The organism is uncultured Streptococcus sp. (assembly GCF_963511325.1).
Taxonomy (GTDB): Bacteria; Bacillota; Bacilli; order Lactobacillales; family Streptococcaceae; genus Streptococcus.
On record NZ_CAUPII010000017.1, the window covers coordinates 1 to 20264 of the forward strand.

A 20264-nucleotide genomic window follows, 5' to 3' on the forward strand; every position below is an offset into this window, starting at 1 on the left:
GTACTATATGCCATGGCTTTATTATAACATGTATTTTATAAACTAAGTGACTATAAAGTCCTCTGGCCTTTGGTATAGTAGATGCAGAAAGGAGATAGGATGAAGTTACGAATCGAGATTGATAGTGAATTAACTGAGACAGAGATTGTCATCAAAGCTGCAGCCCTGACAGATGAAATAGCTGACTTGCAACGACTCTTGCAAGAAACCAAAGCTCCTAGGTTGATCTTTTATAAGGGGACGGGTGAGTACTACTTAGACTTGGCAGAAATCCTCTTTTTTGAGACGGAAGGGAGCAAGATTTACGCCCATACCCAGAAAGAGGCCTACGAGGTTCGGCTCAAGCTTTATGAGTTGGAGTCTATCCTGCCACGCTATTTCAGTCGGGTATCCAAGTCGACTATTGCTAATATTCGGCAAGTTTACTCGGTTGACAAATCCTTTTCAGGGACAGGAACTATTTCCTTTTATCAGACCCACAAGGAGGTTCACGTGTCACGGCACTACCAATCCCTCCTAAAAGAAAATCTAAGAAACATGAGGTAAGAACATGAAAAAGAAAGCATTTGGTATTGTGTTGCTAGTATTGGCAGCTTTAGTGTTATTGCAGGGGAATTTTGGAATCCCTTCTCTGGGAGGGCAGATTTGGCCCTTGATTGGTATTGGATTTTTTGCCTATCAATCAATTGAAGCTTTGCTTCGTCGTCATCTGACATCAGCCTCTTTTACAGCCCTAGTGGCCCTCATGATTGCTAATCATTTTTATGACATTTTACCGATTCCCAATCAATCATTGTTTTGGGCAAGTATTTTAATCGTAATGGGTGTCAGCGCACTCACTCATTCTAACAGAACTTGGAATGGAAAAAAATGGTGGTATGACGGTGAAAAGACCATTCTGACAGACAAGGAAGTCGCTTTTGGGGCGGGTACATTTTACAAGCAAGACCAAGAATTTGTAGAAGATGAGTTTGAGGTCGGATTTGGGAATGCCAAAATCTATTATGACAATGCAGAGATGTTAGGTGATTTTGCTACTCTGAATATCGAAGTCGGATTTGGGAATGCAGTTATCTACGTGCCTCAACACTGGAGAGTAGATCTAAAGGTAGAGACTTTTTGTGGAGCAGCCAAGGCAGATGCCCCTCTAGCCCCAACCAGCAAAACTTTGATTATCCGTGGAGATGTAGCTTTTGGGAAACTAGGAGTTGTTTACGTTAAATAAAAAAAATCTTTCAATCCCCTTGCCAAAAAAGAGAAAGTGTGATAACATAGTACAGTATGTGGTGCTAGCACATCCGCTATATTAGATCTAATAGGAGAAAAACACAAATGGCTAAAGTATGTTACTTTACAGGTCGTAAGACTGTATCAGGAAACAACCGTTCACACGCGATGAACCAAACAAAACGTGCCGTAAAACCAAACCTTCAAAAAGTTACTGTACTTATCGATGGTAAACCTAAAAAAGTTTGGGCTTCAGCTCGTGCTTTGAAATCAGGTAAAGTAGAACGCGTTTAATAAATAGTAAAAGGCCATCAGGTCTTTTTCTTTTGCTCTAAGTACAAAATCACTCGTCAAAGGAGCAAATATCCGCCGATACAGTATTCTGCTTTTACACTTGGCTTGAAATATGATAAAATAGAGTATCAACTAGTTGAGGTAGAAAAAATGACTGTAAAAATTAATACAAAAGATGGTCAAATCGAACTAACAGATGAAGTGATTGCTACCGTTGTAGGCGGTGCAGCAACTGAGATTTTTGGTGTGGTCGGTATGGCAAGTAAGAAAGCCCTCAAAGATAATTTCCAAGCCCTCCTTGGAAAGGAAAATTATTCTAAAGGTGTCGTTGTAAAAGCGGCCGAAGATGGTAGCATTGCAGTTGATGTATATACCGTGTTGAGCTACGGAACAAAAATCAGTGAAGTCTCAAAAAATATCCAAGAGCGTGTACGTTTTAGTTTGGAAAACCAACTTGGCATTACTGCTCAAACTGTGAATGTCTACATTCAAAATATCAAAGTTGTAGGAGAATAATCGTGTCAAATATTACTACAAGCTTATTTCAAGAAATGGTACAGGCTGCATCTACTCGTTTGAACAAGCAAGCCGAATATGTCAACTCATTAAACGTCTTCCCAGTTCCAGATGGAGATACAGGAACAAACATGGGAATGACTATCGAAAATGGTGCTAAAGAAGTAGCAGACAAACCAGCTTCAACTGTTGGTGAGGCTGCAAGTATCTTGGCTAAAGGTCTGTTGATGGGTGCGCGTGGGAACTCAGGAGTTATCACTTCTCAGCTTTTCCGCGGATTCTCACAAGCCATCAAGACAAAAGAAGAGTTAACAGGAAAAGACCTAGCTCTTGCCTTCCAATCTGGTGTTGAAGTAGCCTACAAGGCTGTTATGAAGCCAGTTGAAGGAACAATCCTGACTGTATCACGTGGCGCTGCCATCGGTGCTAAGAAAAAAGCCGAGCAGACAGACGATGCCATTGAGGTTATGCGTGCTGCCTTGGAAGGAGCTAAAACAGCTCTTGCTAAGACTCCAGACATGCTTCCAGTCTTGAAGGAAGTTGGTGTTGTGGACTCAGGTGGTCAAGGTTTGGTCTTCATCTACGAAGGCTTCCTTTCAGCTCTTACTGGTGAATATAGCGCTTCTGAGGACTTTGTCGCTACTCCAGCCAACATGAGTGAAATGATCAATGCTGAACACCACAAGTCTGTAGCTGGACATATGGCAACAGAAGACATCACCTTTGGTTACTGTACGGAGATCATGGTTGCTCTTAAGCAAGGCCCAACTTATGCTAAAGAGTTTAACTACGATGAATTCCGTAGCTACTTGAATGACCTTGGGGACTCATTGCTTGTTGTCAATGACGATGAAATCGTTAAAGTTCACGTCCATACAGAAGATCCAGGTCTTGTCATGCAAGAAGGTCTCAAATATGGTAGCTTGGTTAAGGTTAAAGTCGATAACATGCGTAACCAACACGAAGCACAAGTGGAAAAAGAAGCTCAAGTCAGCAAGCCAGCTGAAGAAAAAGAATACGCCCTTATCGCAGTAGTAGCTGGACAAGGCTTGGCAGACATCTTCCGTGCTCAAGGTGTGGACTATGTCATCGAAGGTGGACAAACCATGAACCCTTCGACAGAAGACTTTATCAAGGCTGTAGAGCAAGTGAATGCTCGCAACATTATCTTCTTACCAAACAACAAAAATATCTTCATGGCAGCACAATCTGCTGCAGAAGTATTAGAACAACCAGCTGTTGTGGTAGAAGCTCGTACCCTTCCTCAAGGATTGACTAGTCTTCTTGCCTTCGATCCAAGCAAGTCTATCGAAGAAAACAAAGAACGTATGACTGCAGCTCTTGGTGATGTGGTCAGCGGTAGTGTAACAACAGCCGTTCGTGACACGACTATCGATGGTTTGGAAATCCATGAAAATGACAATCTGGGTATGGTAGATGGTAAGATCCTCGTATCAAACCCTGATATGCACCAAACCTTGACTGAAACCTTGAAACATATGTTGGATGAAGACAGTGAAATCGTAACCTTCTATATCGGTGAAGATGGAAGTGAAGAATTGGCTAACCAAATCGCCCAAGAAATCGCAGAAGAATTCGAAGATGTTGAAGTAGAAATCCACCAAGGTCAACAACCAGTGTATCCATATCTTTTCAGTGTGGAATAAGAATGAAATAGAAAACGAAAGAGGTCGGGAAAAGATTCCCGATCTTTTTGGTTTGCAATGAGTTTTGGACCCAGTAGCTGATTGGTGCTAGAAAATCAATCCAATCTAGTAATTTCTGTTCCATCATTTTTAATGACATTTGTCATATCTCCTCATGACAGAAGCTTCTAGTGATTCTACCTTCAAAGAATTATACTAGATGTATCAAATGGAGGAAGAAAAAAATGAAACATAAAGTAATTATTGCAATGAGTTTAGTAGCAGCAGGAGTCATGACTTATCTCATGTTTTCAGGATTGGATGAAGGCTTCTATCATTTTCCTTGGGAGTTGTTTGCAAGTTTTGGAATCATGTCTTGGTTGATCCGAGAAGGTTTGAAATTAGTCTCAGATGTGAAAAAGGAGTTTGAAAAATGAAAAAAGCGATTCTCTATCTTTTTATTGGACTATCACTAGTGGTATGGTTGGTAGAAATGTTTACAGGTTGGTTTGATCAAGCTATCCTTCACCAAGCCATTCGCGGTGCCTGGGGATTAGGATTTATGATTTTTATCGCCTTTCCGATGGGAAAGGAGTGGCTGAAAGGAGAGTCTCATGAACATGATTAAGGTAGAAAGCCTAAATAAAAACATCAAGGGCAAGGCTATATTGAAGGATATTTCCTTTGAGGTAGCTGAAGGTGAATGCGTCGCCTTGATTGGGCCAAATGGTGCTGGAAAGACAACACTCTTGGACTGTTTGCTTGGAGATAAACTGGTCACAAGCGGTCAAGTATCCATCCAAGACTTGCCAGTGACGAGCTCTAAGTTAGACTACATTAGAGGCTACCTCCCTCAAGAAAATGTCATCGTTCAGAAATTAAAGGTCAAAGAGTTGATTGCTTTCTTTCAAAGCATTTATCCAAATCCCTTGAGCAACCAGGAAATCGATCAACTATTGCAGTTTGACCAGCAACAAAAAGAGCAATTCGCAGAAAAATTGTCAGGTGGGCAAAAGCGTCTCTTCTCTTTTGTCTTGACCTTGATTGGGCGACCAAAGCTTGTCTTTTTAGATGAACCAACTGCGGCCATGGATACTTCAACCCGTCAACGCTTTTGGGAAATTGTTCAGGAGCTAAAAGCTAAGGGAGTTACCATTCTCTATTCGTCCCATTACATCGAAGAGGTAGAGCATACAGCTGACCGGATTTTGGTCTTGAATAAGGGAGAGTTGATTCGTGATACGACGCCTCTAGCTATGCGTAGTGAGGAGATTGAAAAGCATTTTATCCTTCCTCTGGCATACAAGGAAATTGTTGAGCAGTCTAACTTGGTTGAAAACTGGGTACAAAAACAAGATGCTCTGCAAGTAGTCACACGAGAGGCAAATGCTTTTTGGGAACTGTTAGTTCAAGCAGGATGTAGCATACAAGAAATCGAAGTTAATAACCGTAGTTTGCTAGATACAATCTTTGAAAAAACACAAAAGGGAGATGACTAAGATGAAACGATGGATCGCACTAAACAAGATAGAATTTCTATTGACCAAACGACAATTAGTCTATTATCTATTATCCGTAGGGATGCCGACAGCCTTCTATTTATTCTTTTCAGGTATGTACCAGGACACACCAGGTGGACCGGCTAATTTTATGCGCGACTACCTCATCTCCATGACGGCTTTTTCCATGATGTCGACAGCTATCTTTTCATTCCCAGTTGTTTTACATACCGACAAGATCAACAACTGGCAGAAAATATTACGTCATAGCCCTGTAAATATGGTAGAATATTATCTATCAAAGATAACAAGTATGATGGTTGATTATTTGGTCTCAATTCTGGTTGTTTTCTCAGTTGGGCATTTTGTAAGAGGTGTGGATATGTCTCTTGGAAACTGGATTGGAGCTGCGTTCTTGCTGATAGTAGGAAGTGTTGCCTTTGTAGCACTTGGCTTAACCCTGACTCTCTTGCCGTCCAGTCAGCTGATGTCTGTTGTGGGCAATCTTCTTTACTTTGGTTTGGCTGTTTTAGGCGGACTCTGGATGCCTGTCTCTTTATTTCCAGACTGGATGCAAGCAATCGGGAAGTGCCTACCAACTTATCAGTTGATGGAGTTGCTCAAGACCTTCTTAAACGAGGGTGGCATCAATCTATCAGCCACAGTTTATCTACTTGTTTTTTCAGCAGTTTTGTTTGGTTTGACCATTTACCTTCAAGGTCATAAGGAGAATGCTTAATGCTTGAAAGACTGAAAAGCATACATTATATGTTTTGGGCTAGTTTAATTTTTATGATTTTCCCCATCCTGCCTGTAGTGACTGGGGAGCTTCCTAGCTGGCATTTGTTGATTGATATTCTATTTGTCTTGGCTTACTTAGGTGTTTTAACCACCAAGAGTCAGCGTTTATCCTGGCTCTGTTGGGTTATCATGCTAGCCTATGTAGCTGGCTATACTGCCTTTGTTGGTGTAAATTATATCTGGTTCTTCTTTTTCCTTGCCAATCTCTTAATTTATCATTTTAGAGTGCGTAGCCTACGTTCACTTCATGTCTGGACTTTTCTCCTTGCTCAAGTTCTTGTTGTTGGACAACTCATGATGTTTCAGTCTGTCGAAACTGAGGCTGTAGCCTTTGAGCTTGGAATTCTTACTTTTGTGGATTTGATGACATTGGGCTTGGTTCGAATTCGCATTGTCGAGGATTTGAAAGAAGCTCAGGCCAAGCAAAATGCCCAGATAAATCTATTGCTTGCTGAAAATGAACGTAGTCGTATCGGTCAGGATTTGCATGATAGTCTGGGACATACCTTTGCGATGCTGAGTGTCAAGACAGATTTAGCCTTGCAGTTGTTTCAGATGGAGGCTTATCCACAGGTGGAAAAGGAATTAAAAGAAATTCACCAGATCAGCAAGGATTCCATGAATGAAGTGCGAACCATTGTGGAAAATCTGAAATCACGGACCCTAGCTTCAGAGCTTGAGACTGTCAAAAAGATGCTAGAGATTGCTGGGATTGAAGTTCAGGTTGACAATCAGTTGGACAAGGCTAGTTTGACCCAAGATGTGGAGTCGACAGCTGCTATGATTTTGTTAGAACTTGCGACCAATATCATCAAGCATGCCAGCGCTGAAAAAGCCTATCTAAAACTGGAACGTACAGATCAGGAATTGGTCCTGATAGTTAGAGATGACGGGAAAGGATTTGCAAATGTAAAAGGGAATGAACTTCATACAGTCCGTGACCGTGCAGCAGCCTTCTCAGGTCAAGTAGAGCTGGTCAGTTTGAAAGATCCCACAGAGGTGCGCGTGCATCTGCCTTATAAGGAGAGAAAGTAGATGAAAGTATTAATCGCAGAAGACCAAAGTATGCTTAGAGATGCCATGTGCCAGCTCTTAAGCTTTCAACCAGATGTGGAGACCGTCTTGCAGGCGAAAAATGGAGCTGAAGCTATCGAGGTTTTGGAGAAAGAAGCAGTAGATATTGCCATCCTTGACGTCGAAATGCCAGTCAAGACAGGACTAGAAGCACTTGAGTGGATCAAACAAGAAGTGCCTGAAACAAAGGTGGTTATCGTTACGACCTTTAAACGCCCAGGCTATTTTGAACGAGCGGTCAAGGCTGGAGTAGATGCTTATGTATTGAAAGAAAGAAACATTGCAGACCTCATGCAAACCTTGCATACGGTGTTAGAGGGACGCAAGGAATATTCTCCAGAGCTGATGGAAGTCATGATGACCCATCCCAATCCCTTGACCGAGCAGGAAGTCGCTGTTTTGCATGGAGTAGCACAGGGGCTGTCCAACCAAGAAATTGCGGATAAGCTCTACCTCTCAAACGGCACCGTCCGTAATTACATGACCAATATACTCTCCAAACTAAACGCTAGCAACCGAACCGAAGCAGCCAAAACCGCCGAAGAAGAAGGATGGTTGTGAGGGGGAAGAAAGAAAAAATCTAAAAAATCTCTTAGAAATGAATCTAAGAGATTTTTTGTGTTATGTGACTATTATAGTAGATTAAAATAAGGTATGAACAAATCGATTAGGAAAGTCAAACTAATACTCTATAGGTAGTATAGAAGTTTAGGCCTTATCTAATTGCAATAGGGCTTCAATCTCTGCTAGTGTGCTAGCTTGCGAAATAGCACCACGGAGTTTAGCTGCGCCTGATGTTCCACGGAGGTAGTGAGGAGCGAGTCCACGGAATTCACGGACCGCAACCTTTTCTCCCTTGAGAGCAATCAAGCGTTTCAAGTGCTCGTAGGCGATTCTCATCTTATCTTCAAAGGTTAAATCAGGAAGGATTTCTCCAGTTTCAAAGTAGTGATTGATTTGATTGAAGAGGTAAGGATTCCCCATAGCTGCGCGTCCTATCATAACGGCATCAGCACCGACTTCTTCAATACGTTGTTTAGCTTCTTGGACAGTGCGAATGTCACCGTTGGCGATGAAGGGAATCTTGGTCAGAGCTTGGGCTACGTCGTGCAAGGTCTCAAGATCAGCATGACCAGTATACATTTGCTCACGTGTACGGCCATGCATAGCGAGGGCAGCAACACCTGCAGCTTCGGCAGCTAGAGCATTTTCGACAGCTAGAGATGGGTCAGACCAGCCTGTACGCATTTTAACTGTGAGGGGTATGTCAAGGACTGATTGGACCTTGTTGATGATAGAGTAGATTTTATCAGGATCCTTGAGCCACATAGCGCCAGCTTCGTTTTTGACGATTTTGTTAACTGGACAGCCCATGTTGATATCCACGATATCGGTCTTGGTGTTTTCTTGGATGAATTCTGCTGCGCGTGCGAGGCTGTCTTCATCGCTACCAAAAAGTTGGATAGAGACAGGATTTTCGCCTTCATCGATATGAAGCATGTGCAGAGTTTTTTCGTTGTTGTATTGGATACCTTTATCAGAGACCATTTCCATGACAACGAGTCCAGCTCCAAGCTCTTTTGCAATGGTACGGAAGGCTGAGTTGGTCACACCGGCCATGGGTGCTAAAACGGTACGATTGGGAATCTCAACATTGCCAATCATAAAGGGGGTATTAAGATTTGTCACGAATGAGTTCCTCCAGGTCGTTTTCATCAAAATTATAAGTAGTTTGGCAGAATTGACAAGTGATTTCTGCCCCGTGGTCTTCGTCCTTCATTTCCTGCAAGTCTGAGCTTGGGAGACTAGAAAGAGCCTTCATAAAGCGTTCTTTGCTACAGTCACATTGGAAACGGATTTCTTCTTCGGAAAGACGCTTGTAGGCTTCGTCACCGTAGATTGCTTTGAGGAGGGCTTCGATATGGTCGTCGCTTTCCAGAAGGGTTGAGATAGCTGGCATTTCTTGGATGCGTTTTTCAAAACGAGCGATTTCTTCTTCCTTGGCTCCTGGCAAAACTTGAACAAGGAAGCCACCTGCAACCTTGACCTTATCTTCTTCGTCTAAAAGGACATTGAGACCGACTGCTGAAGGGGTCTGTTGGCTTTCAGTCAGGTAAAAGGCAAGGTCTTCACCGATTTCTCCAGAGATGAGGGGAGTCATAGAGGTGTAAGGATTTCCAATGCCGTAGTCTGTGATAACGAGGAATTGACCGTTTCCAACAAAAGGTCCGACTAGGACTTCACCAGTTGCAGTCTTTTTGATGTCGACACCAGGATTTTGAACGTATCCTTTGACATTCCCCTTGGTATCAGCGACGGTGATGATGGCACCTAGTGAGCTAGATCCCAGCACTTTAACTGTTAGTTTAGTATTTCCTTTTTCATTGGCTGCGAGAATCTGGCTAGCGATAAGAGTTCGACCAAGCGCTACAGATGAGCTAGCTTGGGTTTGGTGTTTTTCTTGAGCAGTGCGGACGGTTTCTGTGCTATCAAGGACAAAAGCACGAAAGGCTCCGCTTTCTGATATAGTTTTAATAATTTTATCCATAGCTACTATTTTAGCATAAAAATGCCCAAAGGGGGAGTGGGGTGTTTGCTGATTCTGAGGATTATTTGAGTTTGAAACTAGGGAAAAACCGAAAAGATAAACAGATTATTTTAGCATTTTTTTAATTTATGCTATGCTTGAAGAAGAAAATGAAAGGGGTAACAAATGTATTTAGGAGATTTGATGGAAAAAGCTGAAGCTGGTCAATTTTTAGTCCTTTCTTTTTTATTGCAGGAGTCACAAACGACCTTAAAAGCACTGATGGAGGAGACGGGCTTCTCTAAAGCGACTGTGACCAAGTACATCTTATTCACAAATGAAAGAGCGCAAACAGTTGGTCTAGATGTACAGATTCATCTACAGGAAGAGCAGGTCAACTTGTCAGTCGGTGCGACTACTAAGGGGCGTGATATTCGTCGCCTATTTTTAGACAATGCGGTGAAATACCAGATTTTACTATATCTGCTCTATCACCAGCAGTTTCAAGCCCATCAGCTGGCTCAAGAATTGATGATTAGTGAGGCTACACTTGGTCGCCACTTGGCTAGTTTAAATCAGTTTTTGTCAGAATTTGATTTATCCATCCAAAATGGCCGGTGGCGCGGTCCAGAGCATCAGATTCGCTATTTCTATTTCTGTCTTTTACGTAAGGTTTGGTCGAGTAAGGACTGGGGAAATGAAATGCAAAAGCCTGAGAGAAGGCGGGAGATTGCTAGTTTAGAAGAAATCTGTGGTGCTCAATTGTCTTCGGGGCAGAAGTTAGACTTGATTTTGTGGAATCATATCAGCCAACAACGTCTACGTGTCAATGCCTGTCAATTTCAAGTCATAGAAGATAAAATGCGAGGCTATTTTGACAATATTTTCTACCTTCGTTTGCTCAGAAAGACCTCGTCTTTTTTTGCTGGGCAACATATCCCTATAGGAACTGAGGATGGTGAGATGATGATATTCTTCTCTTTCCTCTTGTCTCATCGCATCCTTCCTCTTCATACCATGGAGTATATCCTTGGTTTTGGAGGGCAGTTGGCAGATTTGCTAACGCAATTGATTCAAGAAATGAAGAAGGAGGAGTTGCTGGGTGATTATACAGAGGACCATGTTACCTATGAACTCAGTCAGCTTTGTGCCCAAGTCTATCTATACAAGGGCTATATTTTACAGGATCGCTACAAGTACCAGTTAGAGAATCATCATCCTTATTTGCTGATGGAACATGATTTTAGGGGAACGGCAGAGGAGATTTTTCATACCTTGCCCACTTTTCAGCAGGGGACGGATTTGGATAAGAAGATTCTCTGGGAATGGCTCCAGTTGATCGAATATATGGCTGAAAATGGTGGCCAGCATATGCGGATTGGTCTGGATTTGACATCTGGTTTTCTTGTCTTTTCAAGGATGGTAGCCATTTTGAAACGGTATTTGGAATACAATCGTTTTATTAGCATTGAAGCCTATGACCGAACTCGGCATTATGATTTGCTGGTTACCAATAACCCGATTCATAGGAAGGAACAGACACCAGTTTATTATTTAAAAAACGACTTGGATATGGAAGATTTGGCAGGGATTCGTCAGATACTATTTGCTTAAAAGGCTTGGGAATCCAGGTCTTTTTTGTGAAATTCTCACAATCTTATCAATTTTTTTAAAAATTTTAAAAAAATTGATAAACAAGAAAGCGCTTTATTTTGTATACTAGTTACTGTAAAGAGGAAATAACCTCAAGATCTTTATCAGGAGGACAGCACATGTCACAAGAAAAATACATTATGGCCATTGACCAAGGGACTACCAGTTCTCGTGCCATTATTTTTAACAAAAAAGGGGAAAAGGTCAGCTCAAGTCAAAAAGAATTCACACAAATCTTTCCACAAGCAGGTTGGGTTGAGCACAATGCCAATGAAATTTGGAACTCTGTTCAGTCAGTTATTGCGGGTGCTTTCATCGAAAGTGGTGTCAAGCCAAGTCAAATAGAAGCTATCGGGATTACCAACCAGCGTGAAACGACAGTTGTTTGGGATAAAAAGACAGGTCTTCCTATCTATAATGCCATCGTTTGGCAGTCTCGTCAGACAGCGCCTTTGGCTGAACAACTAAAAAAACAAGGTTATGTAGAGAAATTCCATGAGAAGACTGGTCTGATCATCGATGCTTACTTCTCTGCGACCAAGGTTCGTTGGATCTTGGACCATGTAGAAGGCGCTCAAGAGCGAGCAGAAAAGGGTGAGTTGCTCTTTGGTACTATCGATACTTGGTTGGTTTGGAAATTAACTGACGGTGCGGCTCACGTGACCGACTACTCAAATGCGGCTCGTACCATGCTCTATAACATTAAAGAACTCAAATGGGATGATGAGATTTTGGAAATCCTCAACATTCCCAAGGCTATGCTTCCAGAAGTTCGTTCTAACTCTGAAATCTACGGTAAGACAGCTCCTTTCCATTTCTACGGCGGTGAAGTGCCAATCTCAGGTATGGCTGGGGACCAACAGGCAGCCCTCTTTGGACAGTTGGCTTTTGAGCCTGGTATGGTCAAAAATACTTACGGAACAGGTTCTTTCATCATCATGAATACTGGTGAAGAAATGCAGTTGTCTGAAAACAACCTCTTGACAACCATTGGTTATGGTATTAACGGCAAGGTTTACTATGCCTTGGAAGGTTCTATCTTCATCGCAGGAAGTGCCATTCAATGGCTTCGTGACGGACTTCGCATGGTTGAAAACTCACCAGAGTCTGAAAAATATGCTCGTGACTCTCACAATAATGACGAAGTTTATGTCGTTCCAGCCTTTACAGGTTTAGGTGCTCCATACTGGAACCAAAATGCTCGTGGTTCTGTCTTTGGCTTAACTCGTGGAACAAGCAAAGAAGATTTTATCAAGGCAACCTTGCAATCTATCGCTTATCAAGTGCGTGATATCATTGATACCATGCAAGTGGATGCTCAGACAGCTATCCAAGTCTTGAAGGTGGATGGCGGTGCAGCTATGAATAACTTTCTCATGCAGTTCCAAGCGGACATCTTAGGAATCGACATCGCACGCGCCAAAAACTTGGAAACAACTGCTCTAGGAGCAGCCTTCCTAGCAGGTTTGTCAGTAGGCTACTGGAAGGATTTGGATGAGTTGAAACTCTTGAATGAGACAGGAGAACTTTTTGAGCCATCCATGAACGAATCGCGCAAGGAACAACTCTACAAGGGCTGGAAGAAGGCTGTAAAAGCAACGCAAGTCTTCGCGGAAGTAGATGACTAATATTGGAAGAATAAAGCGACTCAGTTAGAAAGTGTGTAAATATGGAATTTTCAAAGAAAACACGTGAATTATCAATTAAAAAAATGCAGGAACGTACCCTGGACCTCTTGATTATCGGTGGAGGAATCACAGGGGCTGGTGTAGCTTTACAGGCAGCAGCTAGTGGTCTAGATACTGGTTTGATTGAAATGCAAGACTTTGCAGAAGGAACATCTAGCCGTTCAACAAAATTGGTTCACGGAGGTCTTCGTTACCTTAAGCAATTTGACGTAGAAGTGGTATCAGATACAGTTTCTGAACGTGCAGTGGTTCAACAAATCGCTCCACACATTCCAAAACCAGATCCAATGCTTTTGCCAGTTTACGATGAAGATGGAGCGACCTTTAGCCTCTTCCGTCTGAAAGTAGCCATGGATTTGTACGACCTTTTGGCAGGGGTTAACAATACGCCAGCTGCTAACAAGGTCTTGAGCAAGGAAGAAGTCTTGGAACGTCAACCAAACTTGAAGAAAGAAGGCTTGGTAGGAGGTGGGGTTTACCTTGACTTCCGTAACAACGATGCGCGTCTCGTGATTGAAAACATCAAACGTGCCAACCAAGACGGTGCCCTCATTGCCAACCACGTGAAGGCAGAAGGCTTCCTCTTTGACGAAAGTGGCAAGATTACAGGTGTCGTAGCTCGTGATTTGTTGACAGACCAAGTCTTTGAAATCAAGGCCCGTCTGGTGATTAACACGACAGGTCCTTGGAGCGACAAGGTACGCAATTTGTCTAATAAGGGAACACAATTCTCACAAATGCGTCCAACTAAGGGAGTTCACTTGGTAGTGGATTCAAGCAAGATCAAGGTGTCACAGCCAGTTTACTTTGACACAGGTTTGGGTGACGGTCGTATGGTCTTTGTTCTCCCACGTGAAAACAAGACCTACTTCGGTACAACTGATACAGACTACACAGGTGATTTGGAACATCCGAAAGTGACTCAGGAAGATGTAGATTATCTACTTGGCATTGTCAACAACCGCTTCCCAGAAGCCAACATCACCATTGATGATATCGAAAGCAGCTGGGCAGGTCTTCGTCCATTGATTGCAGGCAATAGCGCTTCTGACTACAATGGAGGAAATAACGGAACTATTAGTGACGAAAGCTTTAACAACTTGATTGCGACTGTCGAAGCTTATCTATCGAAAGAAAAAACGCGTGAAGATGTTGAATCTGCTGTCAGCAAGCTTGAAAGCAGCACATCTGAGAAATATTTGGATCCATCTGCAGTTTCTCGTGGTTCGAGCTTGGATCGTGATGACAATGGCCTTTTGACCCTTGCTGGTGGTAAAATCACAGACTACCGTAAGATGGCTGAAGGGGCTATGGAGCGCGTAGTTGAGATTTTGAAAGCAGAGTTTGACCGCAGCTTTAAACTCATCAACTCTAAGACTTATCCTGTTTCAGGTGGAGAATTGAATCCAGCAAATGTAGATTCAGAAATCGAAGCCTTTGCGCAACTTGGAGTATCACGTGGTTTGGATAGCAAGGAAGCACATTATCTGGCAAATCTTTACGGTTCAAATGCACCAAAGGTCTTTGCCCTTGCTCACAGCTTGGAACAAGCTCCAGGACTCAGTTTGGCAGACACCTTGTCCCTTCACTATGCAATGCGCAATGAGTTGGCTCTTAGCCCAGTTGACTTCCTTCTTCGTCGTACCAACCATATGCTCTTTATGCGTGATAGCTTGGATAGCATCGTTGAGCCAGTTTTGGATGAAATGGGACGATTCTATGACTGGACAGAAGAAGAGAAAACAACTTACCGTGTTGATGTCGAAGCAGCTCTTGCTCAAAATGACTTGGCAGCATTAAAAAATTAAGAAAAACTAGAAGAGAGGGAGACAAGCGTTCCTTGCTTTCTCTCTCCTTCTTTTAAATGGAGACAAAGATATGATGAAAGAATTATTTGGAGAATTTTTGGGAACTTTAATCCTGATTCTTCTAGGAAATGGTGTTGTTGCAGGTGTAGTTCTTCCCAAAACTAAGAGTAACAATTCAGGATGGATTGTCATCACTATGGGTTGGGGGATTGCCGTTGCTGTCGCAGCCTTTGTGTCTGGCAAGCTCAGTCCAGCTCATTTAAACCCAGCTGTGACCATTGGTGTGGCCTTAAAAGGTGGCCTGCCTTGGGCATCAGTATTCCCTTATATCCTAGCCCAGTTTGCAGGAGCTATGCTCGGTCAGATTTTGGTTTGGTTGCAATTCAAACCGCATTATGATGCAGAAGAAAATGCAGGCAATATCCTGGCAACCTTCAGTACTGGGCCAGCCATCAAGGATACAGTTTCTAACTTGATCAGTGAAATCCTTGGAACCTTTGTTTTGGTGTTGACAATCTTTGCTTTGGGGCTTTATGACCTTCAGCCTGGTATCGGAATCTTTGCAGTGGGAACTTTGATTGTCGGTATCGGTCTATCATTAGGTGGGACAACAGGTTATGCCTTGAATCCTGCGCGTGACCTTGGTCCTCGTATCATGCACAGCATCTTGCCAATTCCAAATAAGGGAGATGGAGACTGGTCTTATGCCTGGATTCCAGTTGTGGGACCTGTTATCGGTGCAGCCTTGGCCGTGCTTGTATTCTCACTTTTCTAAGATAAAAGAGCTATTTGTAACAAAGTTTGAGATTGGCTTCTCAAACTTTGTTGTTTTTTGAGGGCAAAACATTAATATTTTAACTTGTCTTAAAATAACCTAAAACGAACTTTTAAGTTATGGTAAACAGTTGAAAATAGAGGGAATAAAGTGGTAAAATGGGAACAAGAAAAAATAGTAATTGTATATTTGCATAAAATTATTGAAAATTTACAAAAAGAAGTTAATTATGGATAAAAAGAAACCAATTTATGTTTTTTTAGGGCAAACGGTCCTGTATTTTATTGTTCTACTTGGTTTGCTTTACTTTTTTAGTTACCTAGGACAAAGTCAGGGAAGCTTTATTTACAATGAATTTTAGTTTAAAGGAGAAAAATCATCGTGTCTAATAAGCCGATAAAAGATATGATTGAAGTGATTGAATATTTCGCCCAAACTCAACCTACCTTTCCAGTCTATAATGTTCTTGGTGAGGAACGTACCTATGGTGATTTAAAGGCTGATTCAGATAGTTTGGCTGCAACCATTGATCAGCTAGGATTACCTGAAAAATCTCCAGTAGTCGTTTTTGGTGGTCAGGAGTATGAGATGTTGGCTACCTTTGTAGCCTTGACCAAGTCAGGTCATGCCTACATTCCAATTGACAGTCATTCGGCCTTGGAGCGAGTTTCGGCTATTTTAGAAGTGGCAGAGCCAAGTTTGATTATTGCTATCTCAGACTTTCCATTGAAGCAGGTTTCTACACCGATGATGAATCTAGCTCAGGTTCAAGAAGCCTTTGCTCAAGGGGCAAGCTATGAGATGACGCATCCGGTCAAAGGGAATGATAACTACTACATCATCTTTACCTCAGGGACAACTGGGAAACCAAAAGGGGTGCAGATTTCGCATAATAACCTTCTCAGCTTTACCAACTGGATGATTACGGATAAGGAATTTGCGACGCCAAGTCGTCCACAAATGCTGGCTCAGCCACCTTATTCTTTTGACCTGTCTGTCATGTACTGGGCACCGACCTTGGCACTTGGTGGTACACTTTTTGCCCTCCCATCAGCCATTACTCAAGACTTTAAGCAACTCTTTGCGACCATCTTTTCTCTTCCGATTGCTATCTGGACTTCAACACCATCTTTTGCAGATATGGCCATGTTGTCTGAAGATTTCAATGCTGAAAAGATGCCAGGCATTACTCATTTTTACTTTGATGGGGAAGAGTTGACAGTTAAAACAGCTCAGAAATTGCGCAAGCGTTTTCCAAATGCACGCATCATTAATGCATATGGACCAACGGAAGCAACAGTTGCTTTGTCAGCAGTCGCTATTACAGATGAGATGTTAGTAACTTTGAAACGTCTTCCAATTGGCTACACCAAAGAAGATTCTCCAACCTTTATCATTGATGAGGAAGGGAACAAATTGCCAAATGGAGAACAAGGGGAGATCATCGTATCTGGACCTGCTGTTTCAAAAGGCTACATGAACAATCCTGAAAAAACAGCTGAAGCCTTCTTCGAATTTGAAGGTCTTCCAGCCTATCATACGGGAGATGTGGGAACTATGACAGATGAAGGTCTCCTTCTCTATGGTGGACGGATGGACTTCCAGATCAAGTTTAACGGTTACCGCATTGAGCTAGAAGATGTTTCTCAAAACTTGAATAAATCTCAGTATGTTGAATCCGCTGTTGCAGTTCCACGTTACAACAAAGACCACAAGGTTCAAAACCTCTTGGCCTATGTTATCTTAAAAGATGGCGTCAAAGAACAATTTGAGCGCGAAATTGATATCACGAAAGCTATCAAGGAAGACTTGGAAGATATTATGATGTCTTACATGATGCCATCTAAGTTTCTTTATAGAGAGGAATTGCCACTGACTCCAAATGGCAAGATTGATATCAAAGGATTGATTAACGAGGTGAATAATAGATGATGGATTTCCTGAAACAGCTGCCTCATATTGAGCCGTATGGGAATCCGCAGTACTTTTTGTACGTGATTACTGCTACCTTGCCCATCTTTATCGGTCTTTTTTTCAAAAAACGTTTTGCCTGGTATGAAATACTGGTTAGTCTATTCTTTATCGTTACCATGTTGACGGGTGGCAAGACTAATCAAATAGCTGCCTTAGGAATCTATCTAATTTGGCAAATGGTACTGGTTCTTTTCTACAAGCATTATCGAAAAAGTAAGGATGGCAAGTGGGTCTTCTACCTAGTTAGTTTTCTGTCCCTCCTTCCGATTATCTTTGTCAAGGTGCAACCTGCTATCAATGGAACGCAATCTTTGCTTGGATTTTTGGGAATTTCTTACCTGACTTTTCGTTCGGTGGGAATCATCATCGAACTTCGAGATGGAGTCATTAAGGATTTGAACCTGTGGGAGTATTTGCGTTTTCTTCTCTTTATGCCGACATTTTCAAGTGGTCCTATTGATCGTTTCAAACGTTTTAATGAAAATTATCAGACGATACCAGAGCGCGATGAGTTGCTAGATATGCTAGCCGAGTCCGTTCGGTATATCATGTGGGGTTTTCTATATAAATTTATCCTAGCTCATATTTTAGGCGAGATTTTATTGCCACCGCTAAAGAATTTAGCTTTACAAACAGGTGGCTTCTTTAACTACTACGTAGTTGCAGTCATGTACACATTTGGTCTGGAGCTCTTTTTTGACTTTGCAGGTTACTCTATGTTTGCTCTAGCTATTTCAAATCTGATGGGGATTCGTAGTCCGATTAACTTCAACAAACCTTTTTTATCAAGGGATTTGAAGGAGTTTTGGAATCGTTGGCACATGAGTTTATCCTTCTGGTTCCGTGACTTTGTCTTTATGCGCATGGTCATGGTGATGACAAGAAAGAAGCTCTTTAAGAATCGAAATGTGACTTCAAGTGTCGCCTATATCCTGAACATGCTCCTTATGGGGTTCTGGCATGGGATAACTTGGTTTTACATCGCCTACGGACTCTTTCATGGAGTGGGCTTAGTCATTAATGATGCTTGGGTTCGAAAGAAAAAAACGCTCAATAAAGAACGTAAGAAAGCAGGGCAAGCTCCCTTGCCTGAGAATCGCTGGGTTCAGTTGCTTGGCATGGTGATAACCTTCCATGTCGTGATGGTTTCATTCTTAATCTTCTCTGGATTTTTGAATGATTTATGGTTTAAAAAATAAAAGGAATTAAAAAATGGATATCAAATCAGAAGTTATTGAAATTATTGATGAATTGTTTATGGAAGATGTTTCTGACATGATGGATGAGGATCTTTTTGATGCAGGTGTCTTGGATAGTATGGGGACAGTTGAATTAATTGTGGAAATCGAAAACCGCTTTGATATTCGTGTCCCAGTTACAGAATTTGGTCGTGATGACTGGAATACAGCTAATAAAATCGTAGCAGGAATTGCGGAGTTAAAGAATGCTTAAGCGTTTGTGGGTGATTTTCGGGCCTGTCTTTCTAGCGGGCTTGTTGGTGTGCCTTCTTATCTGTTTCTATCCAAGTAGCCCAAGTCATAATCTCATGGAGGAAAAATACTCTGCCGCTTCGATAAGTGCAGAAAGCTTTAAGGAAAGAAGTCAAAAAGTAAGAGCTCTTACGGATCCTGATATGCGTTTTGTGCCTTTTTGTGGATCTAGTGAGTGGATGCGTTTTGATAGTATGCATCCAGCAGTACTAGCTGAAAAGTATGACCGTTCTTATCGTCCTTACTTTATGGGACAGGCAGGAGCAGCTACCCTCAGTCAGTATTTTGGAATACAACAAATTACATCCGAACTTGAAAATAAGCAAGCGGTATTTGTCATTTCTCCACAGTGGTTTACAAAAGAAGATCATGACCCGACTATTTTCCAAACTTATTTTAACAATGACCAGTTGACTGCCTTTTTAGAGAATCAATCTGGGGATGCAGCCTCTCAGTATGCTGCCAATAGACTCTTAAAGCAAAATCCTGGTGTTTCTATGAAGAGCATCGTTGAGAAATTAGCTAAAGGAGAAAAATTATCAGAGTTCGACCAAAGTATGATTAATATTTCGTCGCAATTAAATGAGAAACAATCAGCTCTTTTTGGACAATTCTCCATTCGTGGACGATTAAGGTACAAAGATCATGTTGAGAAATATTTGAGCAGTCTCCCAGATCAATTTTCTTATGAAGAATTGGAAAATATCGCTCGAAAAGAGGGTGAAGAAAATACGACCAATAATGATTTGGGAGTAGAGAACCATTTTTACAATACTAAGTTAAAGAAAGATTGGAAAAAATGGGAAGGATCTCAAAAGAATTTTAACTTTCTCAAATCACCTGAGTACAATGATTTGCAGTTAGTGCTCGATCAATTTGCCAAATCTAAGGTCAATGTACTCTTTGTCTTTCAACCTGTCAATAAAAAATGGATGGATTATACCGGACTAAGTGAGGAGATGTATCAACACACAGTTGAAAAAATTCGTTACCAGTTGGAGAGTCAAGGCTTCACCAATATCGCTGACTTTTCAAAAAACGGTGGAGATCCCTACTTTGTTAAGGACACGATTCATATCGGTTGGTTAGGCTGGTTAGCATTTGATAAAGTTGTAAATCCCTTTTTGAGCAATCCAACAACAGTACCTAATTACCAAATGAATGACCGTTTCTTTAGTCAAGATTGGGCAACCTATGATGGGAATATCCAAGATTTTCAATAATATAGAAAAGGAGTTTGAACTTTTTGTTCAGACTTTTTTATGAAATGTCGGATAGGTTACCTTCAAAAA

The 20264-nt window shown here is 41.8% G+C and carries 22 protein-coding genes; 20 read left to right on the plus strand and 2 right to left on the minus strand.

Annotation, left to right across the window (positions count from 1 at the left end):
- The first annotated feature begins 99 nt into the window (after positions 1 to 99).
- The 11 genes from RQ973_RS05945 to RQ973_RS05995 all read left to right on the plus strand — a co-directional run bounded on the left by RQ973_RS05945 (position 100) and on the right by RQ973_RS05995 (position 7618).
- Positions 100 to 546 carry a LytTR family DNA-binding domain-containing protein gene (locus tag RQ973_RS05945; protein ID WP_004250544.1) on the plus strand — a complete coding sequence of 149 codons (447 nt, stop codon included), beginning with the start codon at positions 100 to 102 and terminating at the stop codon, positions 544 to 546.
- A 4-nt stretch (positions 547 to 550) separates the two neighbouring features.
- Positions 551 to 1225, plus strand: coding sequence for a LiaF transmembrane domain-containing protein (locus RQ973_RS05950; RefSeq protein WP_049549185.1), 675 nt, complete (start codon positions 551 to 553; stop codon positions 1223 to 1225).
- A 107-nt stretch (positions 1226 to 1332) separates the two neighbouring features.
- Entirely contained in the window at positions 1333 to 1521 is a 189-nt protein-coding gene (gene rpmB, locus RQ973_RS05955) for a 50S ribosomal protein L28 (RefSeq protein WP_001140948.1), read from the plus strand.
- Positions 1522 to 1671: 150 nt separating this feature from the next.
- Positions 1672 to 2037: an Asp23/Gls24 family envelope stress response protein gene (locus tag RQ973_RS05960; protein WP_000216431.1), complete on the plus strand. Its 366-nt coding sequence runs from the start codon at positions 1672 to 1674 to the stop codon at positions 2035 to 2037.
- A gap of 2 nt (positions 2038 to 2039) precedes the next feature.
- Positions 2040 to 3704 (plus strand): DAK2 domain-containing protein, encoded by a 1665-nt coding sequence (locus tag RQ973_RS05965; protein WP_049549186.1) that lies wholly within the window; start codon positions 2040 to 2042, stop codon positions 3702 to 3704.
- 224 nt (positions 3705 to 3928) lie between these two features.
- Complete coding sequence (locus RQ973_RS05970) at positions 3929 to 4120, plus strand: hypothetical protein (RefSeq protein WP_006149242.1); 192 nt, start codon at positions 3929 to 3931, stop codon at positions 4118 to 4120.
- Positions 4117 to 4311, plus strand: a complete 195-nt coding sequence (locus RQ973_RS05975) for a hypothetical protein (RefSeq protein ID WP_049549187.1) — start codon at positions 4117 to 4119, stop codon at positions 4309 to 4311. Before RQ973_RS05970 ends, RQ973_RS05975 begins: the two co-directional genes overlap by 4 nt.
- On the plus strand, positions 4298 to 5182 hold the full coding sequence (locus tag RQ973_RS05980; RefSeq protein ID WP_049549188.1) for an ABC transporter ATP-binding protein: 885 nt from the start codon (positions 4298 to 4300) through the stop codon (positions 5180 to 5182). Before RQ973_RS05975 ends, RQ973_RS05980 begins: the two co-directional genes overlap by 14 nt.
- 1 nt (position 5183) lies before the next feature.
- The gene (locus tag RQ973_RS05985) at positions 5184 to 5921 is read left to right on the plus strand and encodes an ABC transporter permease (protein ID WP_049549189.1); all 738 of its coding nucleotides are present in this window, start codon (positions 5184 to 5186) and stop codon (positions 5919 to 5921) included.
- On the plus strand, positions 5921 to 7018 hold the full coding sequence (locus tag RQ973_RS05990; RefSeq protein ID WP_049549190.1) for a sensor histidine kinase: 1098 nt from the start codon (positions 5921 to 5923) through the stop codon (positions 7016 to 7018). The genes RQ973_RS05985 and RQ973_RS05990 overlap by 1 nt, the downstream gene beginning before the upstream one ends.
- Positions 7019 to 7618, plus strand: a complete 600-nt coding sequence (locus tag RQ973_RS05995; RefSeq protein ID WP_049549191.1) for a response regulator transcription factor — start codon at positions 7019 to 7021, stop codon at positions 7616 to 7618. It begins immediately after the preceding gene.
- A gap of 147 nt (positions 7619 to 7765) precedes the next feature.
- Here RQ973_RS05995 and dusB read toward each other — a convergent pair whose 3' ends face one another.
- Positions 7766 to 8746 carry a tRNA dihydrouridine synthase DusB gene (dusB, locus tag RQ973_RS06000; protein WP_311523156.1) on the minus strand — a complete coding sequence of 327 codons (981 nt, stop codon included), beginning with the start codon at positions 8744 to 8746 and terminating at the stop codon, positions 7766 to 7768.
- A complete protein-coding gene (gene hslO, locus RQ973_RS06005) occupies positions 8733 to 9605 on the minus strand; it encodes an Hsp33 family molecular chaperone HslO (protein WP_311523157.1) in 873 nt (290 codons plus the stop codon). Before hslO ends, dusB begins: the two co-directional genes overlap by 14 nt.
- A gap of 165 nt (positions 9606 to 9770) precedes the next feature.
- Here hslO and RQ973_RS06010 point away from each other — a divergent pair, with 165 nt between their 5' ends.
- From RQ973_RS06010 to dltD, 9 genes are all read left to right on the plus strand, one after another.
- Positions 9771 to 11198 carry a helix-turn-helix domain-containing protein gene (locus tag RQ973_RS06010; RefSeq protein ID WP_311518965.1) on the plus strand — a complete coding sequence of 476 codons (1428 nt, stop codon included), beginning with the start codon at positions 9771 to 9773 and terminating at the stop codon, positions 11196 to 11198.
- A gap of 158 nt (positions 11199 to 11356) precedes the next feature.
- Positions 11357 to 12865: a glycerol kinase GlpK gene (gene glpK, locus RQ973_RS06015; protein ID WP_311523158.1), complete on the plus strand. Its 1509-nt coding sequence runs from the start codon at positions 11357 to 11359 to the stop codon at positions 12863 to 12865.
- 41 nt (positions 12866 to 12906) lie between these two features.
- Positions 12907 to 14733 carry a type 1 glycerol-3-phosphate oxidase gene (gene glpO, locus RQ973_RS06020; protein WP_311523160.1) on the plus strand — a complete coding sequence of 609 codons (1827 nt, stop codon included), beginning with the start codon at positions 12907 to 12909 and terminating at the stop codon, positions 14731 to 14733.
- A gap of 70 nt (positions 14734 to 14803) precedes the next feature.
- Positions 14804 to 15508, plus strand: coding sequence for an MIP/aquaporin family protein (locus RQ973_RS06025; RefSeq protein ID WP_281335296.1), 705 nt, complete (start codon positions 14804 to 14806; stop codon positions 15506 to 15508).
- Positions 15509 to 15737: 229 nt separating this feature from the next.
- On the plus strand, positions 15738 to 15869 hold the full coding sequence (locus RQ973_RS06030) for a teichoic acid D-Ala incorporation-associated protein DltX (RefSeq protein WP_000358457.1): 132 nt from the start codon (positions 15738 to 15740) through the stop codon (positions 15867 to 15869).
- Positions 15870 to 15889: 20 nt separating this feature from the next.
- Entirely contained in the window at positions 15890 to 17440 is a 1551-nt protein-coding gene (gene dltA, locus RQ973_RS06035) for a D-alanine--poly(phosphoribitol) ligase subunit DltA (protein WP_281335297.1), read from the plus strand.
- On the plus strand, positions 17437 to 18681 hold the full coding sequence (dltB, locus tag RQ973_RS06040) for a D-alanyl-lipoteichoic acid biosynthesis protein DltB (RefSeq protein WP_311523161.1): 1245 nt from the start codon (positions 17437 to 17439) through the stop codon (positions 18679 to 18681). The genes dltA and dltB overlap by 4 nt, the downstream gene beginning before the upstream one ends.
- A gap of 13 nt (positions 18682 to 18694) precedes the next feature.
- Positions 18695 to 18934, plus strand: coding sequence for a D-alanine--poly(phosphoribitol) ligase subunit DltC (dltC, locus tag RQ973_RS06045; RefSeq protein WP_036757952.1), 240 nt, complete (start codon positions 18695 to 18697; stop codon positions 18932 to 18934).
- The gene (gene dltD, locus RQ973_RS06050) at positions 18927 to 20195 is read left to right on the plus strand and encodes a D-alanyl-lipoteichoic acid biosynthesis protein DltD (RefSeq protein ID WP_311523164.1); all 1269 of its coding nucleotides are present in this window, start codon (positions 18927 to 18929) and stop codon (positions 20193 to 20195) included. The genes dltC and dltD overlap by 8 nt, the downstream gene beginning before the upstream one ends.
- The last annotated feature ends 69 nt before the right edge of the window (positions 20196 to 20264 follow it).

What these genes read in the sequence shown, in the direction of transcription:
- dltD (WP_311523164.1), top strand. Translation starts at nt 18,927, where the DNA reads ATGCTTAAGCGTTTGTGGGTGATTTTCGGGCCTGTCTTTCTAGCGGGC.
- dltB (WP_311523161.1), top strand. Translation starts at nt 17,437, where the DNA reads ATGATGGATTTCCTGAAACAGCTGCCTCATATTGAGCCGTATGGGAAT.
- RQ973_RS06030 (WP_000358457.1), top strand. Translation starts at nt 15,738, where the DNA reads ATGGATAAAAAGAAACCAATTTATGTTTTTTTAGGGCAAACGGTCCTG.
- glpO (WP_311523160.1), top strand. Translation starts at nt 12,907, where the DNA reads ATGGAATTTTCAAAGAAAACACGTGAATTATCAATTAAAAAAATGCAG.
- RQ973_RS05995 (WP_049549191.1), top strand. Translation starts at nt 7,019, where the DNA reads ATGAAAGTATTAATCGCAGAAGACCAAAGTATGCTTAGAGATGCCATG.
- RQ973_RS05960 (WP_000216431.1), top strand. Translation starts at nt 1,672, where the DNA reads ATGACTGTAAAAATTAATACAAAAGATGGTCAAATCGAACTAACAGAT.
- RQ973_RS05945 (WP_004250544.1), top strand. Translation starts at nt 100, where the DNA reads ATGAAGTTACGAATCGAGATTGATAGTGAATTAACTGAGACAGAGATT.
- RQ973_RS05985 (WP_049549189.1), top strand. Translation starts at nt 5,184, where the DNA reads ATGAAACGATGGATCGCACTAAACAAGATAGAATTTCTATTGACCAAA.
- rpmB (WP_001140948.1), top strand. Translation starts at nt 1,333, where the DNA reads ATGGCTAAAGTATGTTACTTTACAGGTCGTAAGACTGTATCAGGAAAC.
- hslO (WP_311523157.1), bottom strand. Translation starts at nt 9,605, where the DNA reads ATGGATAAAATTATTAAAACTATATCAGAAAGCGGAGCCTTTCGTGCT.
- RQ973_RS05975 (WP_049549187.1), top strand. Translation starts at nt 4,117, where the DNA reads ATGAAAAAAGCGATTCTCTATCTTTTTATTGGACTATCACTAGTGGTA.
- RQ973_RS05980 (WP_049549188.1), top strand. Translation starts at nt 4,298, where the DNA reads ATGAACATGATTAAGGTAGAAAGCCTAAATAAAAACATCAAGGGCAAG.
- RQ973_RS05970 (WP_006149242.1), top strand. Translation starts at nt 3,929, where the DNA reads ATGAAACATAAAGTAATTATTGCAATGAGTTTAGTAGCAGCAGGAGTC.
- RQ973_RS05950 (WP_049549185.1), top strand. Translation starts at nt 551, where the DNA reads ATGAAAAAGAAAGCATTTGGTATTGTGTTGCTAGTATTGGCAGCTTTA.
- glpK (WP_311523158.1), top strand. Translation starts at nt 11,357, where the DNA reads ATGTCACAAGAAAAATACATTATGGCCATTGACCAAGGGACTACCAGT.
- dltC (WP_036757952.1), top strand. Translation starts at nt 18,695, where the DNA reads ATGGATATCAAATCAGAAGTTATTGAAATTATTGATGAATTGTTTATG.
- RQ973_RS05990 (WP_049549190.1), top strand. Translation starts at nt 5,921, where the DNA reads ATGCTTGAAAGACTGAAAAGCATACATTATATGTTTTGGGCTAGTTTA.
- RQ973_RS06010 (WP_311518965.1), top strand. Translation starts at nt 9,771, where the DNA reads ATGTATTTAGGAGATTTGATGGAAAAAGCTGAAGCTGGTCAATTTTTA.
- RQ973_RS06025 (WP_281335296.1), top strand. Translation starts at nt 14,804, where the DNA reads ATGATGAAAGAATTATTTGGAGAATTTTTGGGAACTTTAATCCTGATT.